Source organism: Novosphingobium lentum NBRC 107847, assembly GCF_001590965.1.
GTDB classification, from domain to species: Bacteria; Pseudomonadota; Alphaproteobacteria; order Sphingomonadales; family Sphingomonadaceae; genus Novosphingobium; species Novosphingobium lentum.
The window spans coordinates 41369-55602 of sequence record NZ_BCTW01000002.1 but is presented as its reverse complement, the minus strand read 5'-3'; the positions used below and the strand labels follow the sequence as shown (position 1 = coordinate 55602).

11 protein-coding genes are annotated in these 14234 nt (G+C 67.7%); 4 read left to right on the top strand and 7 right to left on the bottom strand.

Annotated elements, in window-relative coordinates; all coding sequences use genetic code 11:
• Positions 1 to 94: 94 nt before the first annotated feature.
• Together NL2_RS01700 and NL2_RS01695 are read left to right on the top strand one after the other, a co-directional pair.
• Entirely contained in the window at positions 95 to 1669 is a 1575-nt protein-coding gene (locus NL2_RS01700) for a helicase HerA-like domain-containing protein (protein WP_068071074.1), read from the top strand.
• A gap of 230 nt (positions 1670 to 1899) precedes the next feature.
• Entirely contained in the window at positions 1900 to 4560 is a 2661-nt protein-coding gene (locus NL2_RS01695) for a M1 family metallopeptidase (RefSeq protein WP_068071072.1), read from the top strand.
• A gap of 104 nt (positions 4561 to 4664) precedes the next feature.
• On the opposite strand, the gene NL2_RS01690 is transcribed toward NL2_RS01695, so the two are convergent.
• The 6 genes from NL2_RS01690 to NL2_RS01665 all read right to left on the bottom strand — a co-directional run bounded on the left by NL2_RS01690 (position 4665) and on the right by NL2_RS01665 (position 10484).
• Positions 4665 to 6191, bottom strand: a complete 1527-nt coding sequence (locus tag NL2_RS01690) for a sensor histidine kinase (protein WP_068071070.1) — start codon at positions 6189 to 6191, stop codon at positions 4665 to 4667.
• A complete protein-coding gene (locus tag NL2_RS01685) occupies positions 6191 to 6937 on the bottom strand; it encodes a response regulator (protein WP_068071069.1) in 747 nt (248 codons plus the stop codon). The genes NL2_RS01690 and NL2_RS01685 overlap by 1 nt, the downstream gene beginning before the upstream one ends.
• 3 nt (positions 6938 to 6940) lie before the next feature.
• Positions 6941 to 7612 (bottom strand): EF-hand domain-containing protein, encoded by a 672-nt coding sequence (locus NL2_RS01680; RefSeq protein WP_068071067.1) that lies wholly within the window; start codon positions 7610 to 7612, stop codon positions 6941 to 6943.
• Positions 7613 to 7796: 184 nt separating this feature from the next.
• The gene (locus NL2_RS01675) at positions 7797 to 8192 is read right to left on the bottom strand and encodes a cupin domain-containing protein (RefSeq protein WP_068071065.1); all 396 of its coding nucleotides are present in this window, start codon (positions 8190 to 8192) and stop codon (positions 7797 to 7799) included.
• A 27-nt stretch (positions 8193 to 8219) separates the two neighbouring features.
• Positions 8220 to 8612: a VOC family protein gene (locus NL2_RS01670; RefSeq protein WP_068071063.1), complete on the bottom strand. Its 393-nt coding sequence runs from the start codon at positions 8610 to 8612 to the stop codon at positions 8220 to 8222.
• Positions 8613 to 8663: 51 nt separating this feature from the next.
• Positions 8664 to 10484 carry an aminopeptidase P family protein gene (locus NL2_RS01665; RefSeq protein ID WP_068071061.1) on the bottom strand — a complete coding sequence of 607 codons (1821 nt, stop codon included), beginning with the start codon at positions 10482 to 10484 and terminating at the stop codon, positions 8664 to 8666.
• A gap of 42 nt (positions 10485 to 10526) precedes the next feature.
• Here NL2_RS01665 and NL2_RS01660 point away from each other — a divergent pair, with 42 nt between their 5' ends.
• Both NL2_RS01660 and NL2_RS01655 read left to right on the top strand, forming a co-directional pair.
• Positions 10527 to 12656 (top strand): S9 family peptidase, encoded by a 2130-nt coding sequence (locus NL2_RS01660; protein ID WP_068071059.1) that lies wholly within the window; start codon positions 10527 to 10529, stop codon positions 12654 to 12656.
• Complete coding sequence (locus NL2_RS01655) at positions 12653 to 13048, top strand: acyl-CoA thioesterase (protein ID WP_068071057.1); 396 nt, start codon at positions 12653 to 12655, stop codon at positions 13046 to 13048. The genes NL2_RS01660 and NL2_RS01655 overlap by 4 nt, the downstream gene beginning before the upstream one ends.
• A gap of 21 nt (positions 13049 to 13069) precedes the next feature.
• On the opposite strand, the gene ald is transcribed toward NL2_RS01655, so the two are convergent.
• Entirely contained in the window at positions 13070 to 14185 is a 1116-nt protein-coding gene (gene ald / locus NL2_RS01650) for an alanine dehydrogenase (protein WP_068071056.1), read from the bottom strand.
• Positions 14186 to 14234 lie beyond the last annotated feature (49 nt).

Below are 14234 nucleotides of genomic sequence, written 5' to 3'. Positions count from 1 at the left end.
GCTCCTCAGGACGAGCGGACCGGGTTGAACGCATGACGCTTGGGACCTCGATCCCGAACATCAGGCACGCGCGCAACCGCATACAGGGATCATCATGGACGATATCTACATCGGGCAGGCGTCGAACGGCGAAAAGCAGACGCTGCGGCTGGGCAAGGCCAACCGCCACGGGCTGGTCGCGGGCGCGACCGGCACCGGCAAGACGGTGACGCTGCAGACCATCGCCGAACAGTTTTCCGCCGATGGCGTGCCGGTGTTCCTGTCCGACGTGAAGGGCGATCTTTCGGGCATTGCGATGGCGGGCAGCCACGATTTCAAGCACGCCGATTCGCTCGAGCAGCGCGCGAAAGACCTCGGCATCACCGACTATGCCTATCGCGACAATCCGGCGATCTTCTGGGATCTGTATGGCGAGGCCGGGCATCCGATCCGTACCACGATCAGCGAGATGGGGCCGCTGCTGCTGTCGCGGCTGATGGGCCTGAACGAGACGCAGGAAGGCGTGCTCAACGTCGCGTTCCGCTATGCCGACGACAACGCGCTGCTGCTGCTCGATCTGGCCGATCTGCAGGCGGTGCTGATGACCTGCGGTGACAAGGCGAGCGAGCTGGCGACCAAGTACGGCAACATTTCCAAGGCCAGCGTCGGCACGATCCAGCGCCAGCTGCTGTCGTTCGAAAGCCAGGGCGCGGACAAGTTTTTCGGTGAACCCGCGTTCGAGATCAACGACTTCCTCAAGCTCGACGATACCGGCAAGGGATATATCAACATCCTCGCCGCCGAAAAGCTGATGCAGAGTCCCAAGCTGTACGCGACGTTCCTGCTGTGGCTGCTGTCCGAACTGTTCGAGGCGCTGCCCGAGGTGGGCGATCCCGACAAGCCCAAGCTGGTGTTCTTCTTCGACGAGGCGCACCTGCTGTTCGACGATGCGCCGCAGGCGCTGTTCGACAAAGTCGAGCAGGTCGTGCGGCTGGTCCGCTCGAAAGGCGTGGGCGTCTATTTTATCAGCCAGAACCCGATCGACATTCCTGAAAAGATCGCCGGGCAGCTGGGCAACCGCGTGCAGCACGCGTTGCGCGCGTTCACCCCGCGCGACCAGAAGGCGATCCGCGCCGCCGCCGAAACCTTCCGCATCAACAAGGATCTGAACGTCGAGGAAGCGATCACCGAGCTGAAAGTGGGTGAGGCGCTGGTCTCGATGCTCGACGACGAGGGCGCGCCCACCGTGGTGCAGCGCACGCTGATCGCGCCGCCACGCTCGCGGCTGGGGCCGGTGACCGACAAGGAGCGCGCGATCATCCAGTCGATCAGCCCGTTTGCGGGCAAGTACGATACCGCAGTGAACCGCGAATCCGCGTCCGAAGTGCTCGCGCAGAAAACCGTCGATGCCGCCGCCGCCGCGCAGACCGTCGAAACCGAAGGCACCGACGCCCAACGCGCGCAGGCCCGCGCCACGCCGACGATGTGGGGCAAGATGGGCCGCGCTGCGATGGGCGCGATCGCGTCCTCGGCGGGCGCGGTCGTCGCCGCCGAACTGACCGGGCGCAAATCGCGCGCCTCTCCGCTGGGCTCGGCGGCCAGCTCGGTCGCCGGATCGCTCGGCACCGCGCTGGGCGGCGCGGCGCTGGGCCGGTTTGCGCGCGGGCTGTTGGGCGGGCTGCTGCGGTAGGCGGTAGGGGCTGCCTACCCCTTGCCGCTCGTCCTGAGCCTGTCGAAGGACGCTGCCCAACGCGATGGGATCGGGCAACAGCACGCCCTTCGACAAGCTCAGGACGAGCGGATCTGGAGGGCGATCGCCGTTCATCGAACCCCATCGCGCCTTGGTCGAATGAAGTTGCGAACGAAACGATTGCCGGGCATCCCCCGCGCATCGTTTCCGTTCGTCAACGAAAGTCCTTCATGCGCAACCTGCTCCTTGCTGCGACAGCCTTTGCCTCGACCCTGATCGCCAGCCCCGCGTTGGCGCAAACCGTCACGCCCCCCGCCGAAGCCGGCGCAGTGCCGCTCGGCCGGCTGAGCGATGCGGTGGTGCCCTCGGCCTACCGGCTCGACCTGACCGTCGATCCGGCCAAGGAGCGTTTTTCGGGCCATGCCGAAGTCGACGCCGCGCTGAAGGCGCCCAGCCGCTACGTCTGGCTGCACGGCAAGGATCTGAAGGTTTCCAGGGTCACCGCCACCGCCGGCGGCAAGATCTGGACCGGCAGCTTCGCGCAAGTCGATGTCACCGGCGTCGCGCTGGCCACGTTCCCCGATGCGCTGCCCGCCGGCCCGGTGAAGTTCGCGTTCGATTACGACGCACCGTTCAACGACGGGCCTTCGGGCATGTACCGGATCAAGGTGGGTGACGACTGGTACAGCTGGACCCAGTTCGAATCGATCGACGCGCGCGCCGCGTTCCCCGGGTTCGACCAGCCCGGTTTCAAGACCCCGTTCACCGTCACGCTGCGCACGCCTGCGGGGCTGAAAGCGATCAACAACGCGCCCGAGACCGGCACCGATCAGGACGGCGCGTTCACCGTGCACCGCTTCGCCCCCACGCTGCCGCTGCCGACGTACCTGGTGGCGATGATGGTCGGGCCGTTCGCCACGTTGGAAGGCACCGTGCCCGCCACCCCGCAGCGCGCCACGCCGCTGCCGATCCGGGTGGTCTCGACCAAGGAGAATGCCGACAAGCTGGCGTTCGCGCTCGACGGCACCAAGGGCATCGTCCAGCATCTCGAAGCCTATTTCGGCCAGCCGTTTCCCTATCCCAAGCTCGACCAGATCACCTCGCCGGTGATGCCCGGGGCGATGGAGAATGCGGGCGCGGACCTTTACGCCGATCCGATCCTGGTAATGGATGACACCGCCTCGACCAGCCAGAAGCGCGTGTTCGGCATGGTCGTGGCGCACGAACTGTCGCACCAGTGGTTCGGCGATCTGGTGACCCCGGCGTGGTGGGAGGACATCTGGCTGAACGAAAGCTTCGCCAACTGGATGGGCTTCCGCATCGGCAACGAATGGCGGCCCGACCTGACCATCGGCGCGGGCGCGGTGGAGGAAGGCTTCAACGCGATGGGCACCGATGCGCTGCTCGCCGGGCGGCCGATCCACCAGAAGATCGATCGCAACGCGCAGATCGACGCGGCGTTCGACGGCATCACCTATGGCAAGGGCGGGCAGGTCGTGGCGATGATCGCGGCCTACATGGGCGACACCACGTTCCGCGACGGCGTGCGCAAGTACATGGCCGCACACAAGTACGGCAACGCCACCAGTGGCGAATTCTTTGCCGCGATGGCGGATGCGGCGGGCGACGCGCGCATCATCCCGGCAATGCAGAGCTTCACCGACCAGCAGGGCGTGCCGCTCGTCACGTTCAGCCCGGCAAAGGGCAAGCCCGGCCAGTGGACCGTCACGCAAAGCCGCTACGCCCGGCTCGGCACCGACGCGCCGCAGACGCGCTGGGGCATCCCGCTGTGCGTGCGGCAAGCCGCGATGCGCCAGTGCCAGCTGATGACCGGCGAAACCGCCACCGTGACGTTTGCGGGCAAGGGCCCGATCATGCCCAACGCCGGCGGCACGGGATACTATCGCTTCGAACTGCCGCCCGCGCAGTGGGACGCGCTGATCGCTGGCGCCGCGACCCTGCCGGGCAGCGAGGCGATGGCGCTGGCCGACAGCCTGATCGGCAGCTTCTACGCCGGGCGCGCCACCCCGATGCAAGTGATTGCCGCCAGCCGCGCGCTCGTCGCCAACCCAGACAGCTATGCGCAGGACAACGCCACCGGCCTGCTCGAGGCGCTGGCCTATCGCGACGTGATCGATGCGCCCGCCAAGCTGGCGTATGCGCGGCTGATGGACCGGCTGTTCGCGCCGCAACTGGCCAGCCTCGGCTTCGATCCGCGCAGCGGCGCCTATGCCGCCGACACCCCCGAAAAATCCAAGCGCCGCGCCACAGTGGTCAATCGCCTGGCATCGGAGGCCAAGGACCCGGCGCTGCGCGCCAAGCTGGCGGCCGCCGCCGCCGCGTGGCTGGGCGGTGACGCCAACGCGCTCGACCGCGCGTACTACAACCCCGGGTTCTCTTCGTACGTGCAGGCCGGCAAGCTGCCCGCCGCCAAGGCGCTGATGGACAAGGCGCTGGCGTCGCAGGATCCGCTGTTCCGCCCCAATGCGCTGGGCGCCATCGGCAGCAGCGGCGACGCCGACACCGCGACCTGGCTGCTCGACGGCTTCAAGGACGATCGCCTGCGCGCCAGCGAGCGGCTGGGCCTGATCAGCGACGTGATCACCACCTCCGAAACGCGCGAGCAGGGCTATCAGTGGATGAAGCGCCACCTGCCCGAACTGCTCGGCGGCAGCGGCGGGATCTTCTTCGCCTCACGCCTGCCCGGCCTGCTCAGCGGCTTCTGCTCTGCCGCGCGTGCCGACGAGATGGAACAGGAACTGCGCCCCAAGTTCGCGGGCAAGACGGGCGAACTCGAACTCGAACGCACGATCGAGCGCGTGCGCGACTGCGGCGTGCTCAAGCAGGCACGCGGCGCGGAGTTTTCCAAGGCGCTGGTGGCGGTGAAGTAGAAGAGGGGAATGTGCGTCCCCGCGAAGGCGGGGACCTCAGGCGCTCAAGCGAACAGTGTTCACACACTATAAGTACCCCGCCTTCGCGGGGCATCACAACTGCATTAATTCAACGGCAACCGCAGCGTCGCCACCAGCCCCGCGACGCTGCCGTCGGCGTTGCGGCGGTTGGCAAGCTGCAGGCTGCCGCCGTGCTGTTCGGCGATCGCGCGCGCCAGCGTCAGGCCCAGGCCCGATCCGCCGGTCACGCTGTTGCGCGACGGCTCCATCCGCGTGAACGGTTCCAGCATCCGCGCGACGTCCGCCTCGGGAATGCCGGGACCGTCATCTTCGATCCGCAGCACCGCCGCTTTGCCTTCGCGCTGCAGGGTTACCCGCGCGCGCTGGCCATAACGCAGCGCATTGGACACCAGGTTGCGCATCGCGCGGCGCAGCCATGTCGCGCGCAGCGGCAGGACGATGCGCTGGGTATCGCCCAGCGTCACGTCCTCGCCCATGTCCTCGAACTCCTCGACCACCGCGCCGACCAGCGCCGACAGCTCGGTCGTTTCGAGCGGATCGGACGGGCGGCCGACGCGGGCAAGGCTGAGGATGTCGTCGAGCGAGCGGTTGATGTCCTCGATCCCGGCGGCCATCTTGCCGCGCTCGGCATCGTCGTCGACCGCCTCGATCCGTACCCGCAGCGCGGCCAACGGCGTCTTCAGGTCGTGGCCGATCGCGCCGAGCATCACGTCCTTTTCATCGAGCAGCGCGGCGATGCGCCCTTCCATCGCGTTGTGCGCGGTGATTAGGCGGCGGATGTCGTCGGGGCCGGTCGGTTCGAGCTGGCCATCGGCATTGCGCGCGCGCGCGAACTGCTCGACGCGCACGGTCAGCGCCGCCAGCGGCCGCGCGATGTGGCGCAGGATCAGCGCGACCGCGCCGAACAGCACGGCATAAAGAAGCAGCGTCTGCAGCAGCAGCGAGCGGAAGAACTGGCGCTCGCCGCCCGGCGCGAACACCCGCGCCGACACCCATTGGCCGTCCGTGCGCTGGTAGCCCGCTATCACCACGCGATCGGGCATCGGGTGGTCCACGCCGACCAGCCGCCGGTGGTGGCGCGCGATCCAGGCGCGCGCGAAACGGTCGGCGAGCGGCGCGCGTTCGACCACCACGACCGCACCTGCGCGCACGCCCTGGTCGGCCAGCACTTGTGCCAGTGCGGCTTCCACGCCCGAAAGGTGGCGTTCGCCGGGTTGCGCAGGCGATACCGGCTCGATCTGCACGCGCATGAAGCGTGGGCGATCGTCGTCGCGTACCCCCGCATGCGGGGGTGGTGGGGGCGCGTCGGCGGCCGGTGCCGGTTGCGCGTCGCGATCAGAATCCGGCCGATCCGAATTGGGCCGATCCGGATTGGGCCCGTCGCCATCCGGCTTGTCGCCGCCGAGCAGGCGGAACGCGGCGGAACTGACCAGCGCGGCCTCGCGCCGCTCGTGCTGCGCGCGCCAGATCAGCGCGGCGGACAGCCCTTGCGCCACCAGCAGCGCCAGCGCGATCGCCAGCAGAATCTGCCCCTGCAGGCTGCGCGGCCAGAAGCGCGGGCGGGATCCGGCAGGGGGACTGGCGCCGGGCACCGTCGGTGGTTGCGCCATCAGCCGGTGACGGCCAGTTTGCGCACTTCGGCGGCGAGCATGTAGCCGCCGCCCCACACCGTCTGGATCAGCTGCGGGTTGCGGCTGTCGACCTCGATCTTGCGGCGCAGGCGGCTGATCTGGTTGTCGATCGCGCGGTCGAACAGGTGCGCCTCGCGGCCCTGCACCATATCGAGCAGGCGGTCGCGGTCGAGCACCTGGCGCGGATGGTCGAGCAGCGCCATCAGCAGGCGAAACTCGGCGGACGAAATCGCCACGACCGCGCCCTCGTGGTCGCTCAGCCGGCGCTTGAGCGGATCGAGTTTCCAGCCTTCGAATTCATATACGATGGCGTCGTCGGGATCGCTCGGCTGGCGCCCCGCCCGGCGGAGCACGCTGCGGATGCGCGCAACCAGTTCGCGCGGGTCGAACGGCTTGACCACGTAATCGTCGGCACCGATTTCGAGGCCGACGATGCGGTCGGTCGCTTCGCCGCGCGCGGTCAGGAAAATCACCGGCAGTTGCCGCGCCTCGACCAGGTGGCGGCACAGCGACAGTCCGTCCTCGCCCGGCATCATGATGTCGAGCAGCGCAAGGTCGAACCCGGCCTCGGTCAGCCGGCTGCGCGCCTCGGCGGCGGTGGCGGCCTGCGTTACGGCAAACCCCTGGCGGACCAGATAGTCCGCCAAGGGCTCGCGCAGGGCCGGCTCGTCATCGACGAGCAGGACCCGCAGTTGCGACGGTTCGGGGCTGCGTTCCGTCGCCATGCGTCAGTTGCCCGAGGGTTCAGATGAAGGCGGGGGCGGGGGCGCCATGTCGTCGCCATCGGCGGCACCGCGACGCTGGTCCATGCGCTGCTGCATCGCGGCGTGCGCGGCTTCGCGCTCCTCGCGGGTGACCTTGCCGTCGTGGTTGGTGTCGGCGCGATCGAACATCGTCTTGACCGCCACATCGTACTCGGCGCGGGTGACCTGACCGTCGTGGTTGGCATCGGCCATGTGCAGCATCATCATGCCCATACCGCGTCCGCCCATGCCATGACCGCCATGGCCCTTGCCGTGACCGCCGTGGCGATCGCCGTGCATGCCGCCCATGCCGGCTTGGTCGCCGTCTGCATCGCCCATTTCGTGACCGCCCCCGCCATGTTCGCCCATACCATGCTCGCCCATGCCGCGGTGCATCGCCATGAACTCGTCGCGTGAGATTGCGCCGTTGTGGTCGGTGTCGATCTTGTCGAACATTTCGCCCATCGTGGCGTCGCGGTCGGCCTGGTTGATCACGCCGTCGTGGTTGACGTCGAGCTTGTCGAACATGGCGTCGGACTTGGCCTTGGCTTCGGCCCAGGTGACGGTGCCGTCGCCCATCATCGCGGGCGCGGCATAAACGGCCCCGGCGCCGAGCGCGAGCGCGGCAACCGACAGGGCCAGAGTGATCTTCTTCATGGCAGGACTCTCCAGATACACAGGATGAAGCCGCGGCCGCGTGGATGCAAGGGACGGGGGGAATACCCTTGCCGGGGGAAGTCACGCGCCGCGGCTTCTGCACACGCATATAGGATCAGGTTGTCGCGCGAGTATGTCGGCTGGCCGGATCTTTGTCTTAATTTGTCGCGGCGAGCCGACGCAGTCAGCGCGGGCGATGCTGCGTGCCCATGCCTGCGGTGATGAACAGCCCGTTGGTTTCGCCCGCGATGTCGGCCGTGTGCCACGTACCCGGCGGGTTGATCGCATATTCGCCCGGCCCGATCGCGACCGTGGCGGTGGTGCCGTCGGCGTGTTCCTGGTGGAGCACCATCCGCCCGCTCAGGCACAGCACGACCTCGTCGCCCGACGGGTGCATTTCCCAGCTGTCCCAGTCCTCGGTAAACGTGTGCATGCCGACCAGGCGGCCTTCCGCACCATCGACCCCGTGGCGATCGATGTAGCCGCCATACCATTCCATGCCGGTGAATGCCGGTTCCGCCACCGCCTTGGCGCCAAGGCCGAGATGGATCGGGTGGGTTTCGAGCGAATGCACGGTCATTGCGGTCACCTCTTCACACAGGCCCCATCACAAAGGCCCCATCACAAAGGCATTGAGCTTGTTGCCATCGGGGTCGCGGAAGTATGCAGCGTAAAACCCCATGCCATTCTCGTCCGCCTCGCCGCGCGGGCCGGGCGCGCCTTCGTCGCTGCCGCCGTTCGCCATGGCGATGTCGTAGAGCCGGTGGACCTGCGCCTTGTCACTGGCTTCCAGCGCCACCATCACCCCGTTGCCCACGCTGGCGGGCTGTCCGTCGAACGGCTTGGTCAGGCCGATGCCCGCGCCGCCGCCGGGCGTGCCCCACGCGATCGAGGTGGGATAGTCCATCATCCGCGCCGTGCCCATCTCGGCCGCGATGGCGTCATAGAACTTCGCGGCGCGGGGCAGGTCGCTGGTGCCCAGCGTAACGTAACCGATCATGGTCTTTCCCTTCGACTCGTGAGTTGGAACATTACAGGAACAACGGTGGTGCTACAAGGGCGCGCATTGCGCCAGCAGCCACGCCCTGTCGGCGCCTTCCAGCTGCGGCTCGAGGATTTCGCGCACCCGCGCATGGTAGGCATTCCACCAGTCACACTCGGGCTGGGTGAGCAGGTCGAGCGCCACCAGGTTGCGGTCGATCGGTACGTTGGTGAGCGTTTCGAAGCCGAAGAACTCGCCCTCCGCGCCCGCGATTGCGCGCGGTTCGACCAGCACCAGATTCTCGATGCGGATGCCGTATGCGCCCGCCTTGTAATAGCCCGGCTCGTTCGACAGGATCATGCCGGCCATCAGCTCCTGCTCGGTGCCCGCCTGCCCGCCCGCCGATTTGGCGATGCGCTGCGGGCCTTCGTGGACCGACAGGAAGCTGCCCACGCCGTGGCCGGTGCCATGCGCGTAATCGAGCCCGGCGGACCACAGGAATTGGCGCGCAAAGCTGTCGAGCTGGCTGCCGGTGGTGCCCTTCGGAAACACGGCCAGCGCCAGCGCGATGTGGCCCTTGAGCACGCGGGTAAAGCGGTCCTGCACTTCGGCGGGCGGCGCACCGGGGCCGATCCACACGGTGCGCGTGATGTCGGTGGTGCCATCGGCGTACTGCCCGCCCGAATCGACGAGGTAGACGCTGTTCGGCGCGATCGGCAGGTTGCTGTCCTCGTCCACGCGATAGTGCGGGATCGCCGCGTTGGGCCCCGCGCCCGAGATCGTGTCGAACGACAGGTCGCGCAAGCGTCCGCCCTTCTCACGCTCGCCCATCAGCCGGGCGGCGGCGCTGAGTTCGGTCTGGGTGCCGTTCGGAGCGGTTTCGCCCAGCCAGCGCAGGAAGCGCGAGACGGCCGCCCCGTCGCGCGCCTGCGCGGCGCGGTGGCCGGCCTGCTCGACCGGGTTCTTCAGCGCCTTGGGCAGTACGGTGGGATCGCGCAACGGCACCGTGACCGCGCCCGCACCTTCCAGCGCGGCAAATATCGCCGCCACCGCGCGATCGGGATCGACCGCGATGCGCTTGCCCGCCAGCGCCTGCAGTCCGGGCACGAACGCCTCGCGCGGGTGGATGCGCACCGCGTTGCCAAGGTGCGCGCGCAAGCCCGGGGTCACTTTCTCCTCCGCGATGAACAAGTCGGCGGTGCCATCGGCATTGGCGATGACATAGGACAGCGCAACCGGCGTGCGATCGACATCGGCGCCGCGGATGTTGAGCAGCCACGCCACCGAATCGAGCGCCGAGATCACCGCCGCGTCGAGCTTTTCGGCGGCGAGCCATTCGCCCACGTCGCCACGCTTCTGCTGGCTGGAGGCGCCGGCGTGTTCGTCGGCATGGACCACGGCGGGCGCGGTGGAGGGCATCGGGCGATCCTGCCACACCGCATCGACCGGGTTGGCCTCAACCGCGACAAGCTCGCCGCCCTTGGCCCTCAGCGCGGCGGCAACGCCTTGCGCCCAGCCCTTGGAGTGCAGCCACGCGTCGTAACCGATCCGCGCGCCGTCGGGGGCATGGTCGCCCAACCATTTGGCGATGCTGGTCTGCGGCACCGATTCGTAGGCGTAAAGCCGCCCATCGACCTGATCGCGGACCTGTAGCGTGTAGCGCCCATCGACGAACATCGCCGCGCCGGGGCTGGCGTTGGCGTCCTTCAGCACCACGGCGGTGCCCGCCGATCCGCCAAAGCCGGTCAGCCACGCCAGCCGTTGCGCATAGCCGCCGACGTATTCGCTCATGTGTTCGTCGGAGATGGGGACGACGAAGCCGTCGAGGCCCTGTCGGGTGAGTTCCTTGCGCAAGGCATCGAGCCGCGCTTCGTGGGTGTTCATCAGCATGATTGCGGGTTCCGGGTTGCGGGTGCCATGGTGGGATCATAGATGCGGTCGATGGCTCTTACCACCACTGCATCGCTCCCGGTCGCACCGACTGCCCCCCCCGTCGCTCAAAAGAAGTCCACCAGCGTCACGCACCATGGGCTGACCGTGACGGACGATTACGCGTGGCTGCGCGATCCGGGCTATCCCGAGGTCACCGACCCGGCGATCCTGGCCCACCTGAACGCCGAAAACGCATGGTTCGAGGCGCGCATGGCGGCGCAGAAGCCGCTGGTCGATACGCTGTTCACCGAAATGCGCGGGCGGATCAAGGAAGCCGACAAGTCGGTGCCGCAGAAGGACGGCGACTGGCTGTACTGGATCGAGTTCGAGGAAGCCGCCGAGTACAAGAAGTGGTGGCGCCGCCCGGTGGGTTCATCGGATGATGGCAGCGCCGATGAGCTGATCCTCGACGAAGTCGCGCTCGCCGAGGGCCATGACTATTTCCGCGTCGGCGCGATGTCCGTGTCCTCGGACGGGACCATGCTGGCGTGGTCGGTCGATGACAACGGCTCGGAACGCTTCACCGCGCGGGTCAAGATCATCGCCACCGGCGAAATGCTGCCCGATGAAATCCCCGGCACGCTGTCGGGCCTGATCTGGGTCAAGCAGGACACCGGACTGGTTTACAGCCTCGCCAACGAGCAATGGCGCACCGATAACGCCCGGCTGCACTGGCTCGGCACACCGACCTCAAGCGACGTTGAGCTTTACCATGAGGACGACGAAGGCTTCCGTGTGGGCGCCGCGCTGTCGGCCAACGAGCGCTGGCTGATCATCGGCACGAGCGACCACGAGACCAGCGAAGTGCGGCTGGGGCCCACCGCCGATCCGCTCGCCGAACCGATCCTGGTCAAGCCGCGCGCGCCGGGCGTGGAGTACGATGTCGACATCTGGGAGGACGAACACGGCGGCGACACGACGCTGTATGTCCACGCCAACGACACACACGAAAACTTCCGCCTCGCCACCGCATCGCTGGCCGATCCGGCAAACTGGACCACGCTGGTCGAAGGCACCGACGCGTTCTACCTCACCGGGTTCGAACTGTTCCGCGACTTCTACGTGGTCGAGGGGCGACGCGGCGGGCTCGATCAGATCGAGCTGCGCTGGTACGGCGATCCCGACCGGTTCGAGCCGATCGCGTTTCCCGAGGCGAGCTATGACGCGGGCCTTGGCGACAATCCCGAATGGGCGGTCGACAAGCTGCGGCTCTCGTACGAATCGATGGTCAGCCCGGCTACAGTCTATGACTACCACGTGCTCGACCGGCGGCTCGAAACGCTCAAGGTGCAGGAGATCCCGTCGGGCTACGACGAGAGCCTGTATGTGACCGAGCGGCTCGAAATCGCCGCGCGCGACGGCACCAGGGTTCCGGTCAGCGTGGTCATGCGCAAGGATACCCCGCGCGATGGATCGGCCCCGCTCTACCTTTACGGCTACGGCGCCTATGGCATCGCCATCCCGCCGGGCTTCTCGACCACGCGGCTTTCGCTGGTCGATCGCGGGTTCGTCTATGCCATCGCGCATATCCGTGGCGGCGATGACCTGGGGCGCGCGTGGTACAAGGCGGGCAAGCTGGAACGCCGCACCAACACCTTCACCGACTTTGTTGACGCGGCCAATGCGCTGATCGGGCAAGGCTATACCGCGCCCGGCCGCATCGCCATCGCGGGCGGATCGGCGGGCGGCGAGCTGATGGGCGCGGTGATGAATTCGGACCCGGCGCTGTGGGGCGCGGTGGTGGCGCACGTGCCGTTCGTCGATGTGCTGGCGACGATGCTCGACGAGACGCTGCCGCTGACCCCGGGCGAGTGGCCCGAATGGGGCAACCCGATCGAGGACAAGGCCGCGTTCGAGCTGATCCGCAGCTACAGCCCGTACGACAACGTCACTGCGCAGGCCTATCCGCCGACGCTGGTCACCGCCGGTCTCAACGACCCGCGCGTGACCTACTGGGAGCCGGCGAAATGGGTCGCCAAGCTGCGCGAGCAGAAGACCGACGATAACGAGCTGCTGCTGAAGACGATCATGGGCGCGGGCCACGGCGGCAAGTCGGGCCGGTTCGAAAGCCTGCGTGAAACCGCCGAGGAGTTCGCGTTCATCCTGTGGCAGCTGGGGGTTGGCGGGTGAGCAACCGCCACGCGCTGACCTTCACCGCACGGCGCGAGCACATTGACGAGCTTGGCCACGTCAACAACGCGGTGTGGCTGCAATGGGTGCAGGACATCGCGGTGGCGCACTGGGATGCGGTGGCGAGCGCGGCGCACAAGGCTGCCTACGTCTGGGTCGTGACGCGTCACGAGATCGACTATCGCGGCAACATCGGTCCGGGCGAAAGTGTGGTCGCCGAAACCTTCATCCCCGATGCCCCCAGCGGCGCGCGGTTCGACCGGCGCGTGGATTTCACCAATGGCGCGGGCAAGATCATCGTCTCGGCGCGCACGACCTGGGCGCTGATCGACCGGGCGACGGGGCGGATCCTGCGCGTGCCGAAGGATGTGGCGGCGCCGTTTATGCCATAGCTGCGCGGGGACGCAGCGTTTTCACCCCAGCACGTTGGCCACCGGCACGTAGTCATACGCCAACTCGCTCGCCACGGCCTGATACGTCACCTTGCCGCCCGAGACGTTGAGCCCGTCGGCGAGGTGCGGGTTGGCCTTCAGCGCGGCCTTCCAGCCGAGATCGGCGATGCGCAGGGCGTGGGGCAGGGTCACGTTGTTGAGCGCATACGTGCTGGTGCGCGCGACCGCGCCGGGCATGTTGGCCACGCAGTAGTGGACCACGCCGTCGACCACGTATGTCGGATCGGCATGGGTGGTGGCGTGGCTGGTTTCGAAACAGCCGCCCTGATCGATCGCGACGTCGACGAGCACCGCGCCGGGCTTCATGCAGCCCAGCATCTCGCGCGTGACCAGCTTGGGTGCGGCGGCGCCGGGGACCAGCACCGCGCCGATCACGAGGTCCGCCTCGCACAGCATCTGCTGGATGTTGGCGCGGTTGGAAAAGCGCGTCTTGGCGCGGCTTTCGAAATGGATGCCGAGCTTTTCGAGCACTTCGGGATCGCGGTCGAGGATGGTGGTGTCGGCACCGAGGCCCACCGCCATCTGTGCCGCGTTGAACCCGACCACGCCGCCGCCGATGACCATGACGCGGCCCGGCATCACGCCCGGCACGCCGCCCAGCAGCACGCCGCGCCCGCCGTGCGCTTTCTCCAGCGCGGTCGCGCCCGCCTGGATCGACATGCGCCCGGCGACCTGGCTCATCGGCTTCAGCAGCGGCAGTGAATTGCCCGGCCCCGATACGGTCTCGTAGGCAATCGCGGTCACGCCAGACCTGATCAGGTCGGCGGTCTGCTCGGGATCGGGAGCAAGGTGGAGGTAGGTGTACAGCACCTGCCCCTCGCGCAGCATCGCGCGCTCGCCCGCCTGCGGTTCCTTGACCTTGACCACCATCTCGCAGCCATCGAACACGGTTTTCGCGTCGGGCTGGATCGTGGCACCGGCGCTTTCGTAATCGCTGTCCGCCGCGCCGATGCCCAGCCCGGCGCCGGTCTCGACCCATACCTGGTGACCATGCACGACCAGTTCGCGCGCGCTTTCGGGGGTGAGGCCGACGCGATATTCGTGGTTCTTGATTTCCCGGACGGTTCCGACGCGCATCGCATTGACTCCTGCTATGGTGCACCGGTTACAGTTGTAACCGCTTTCG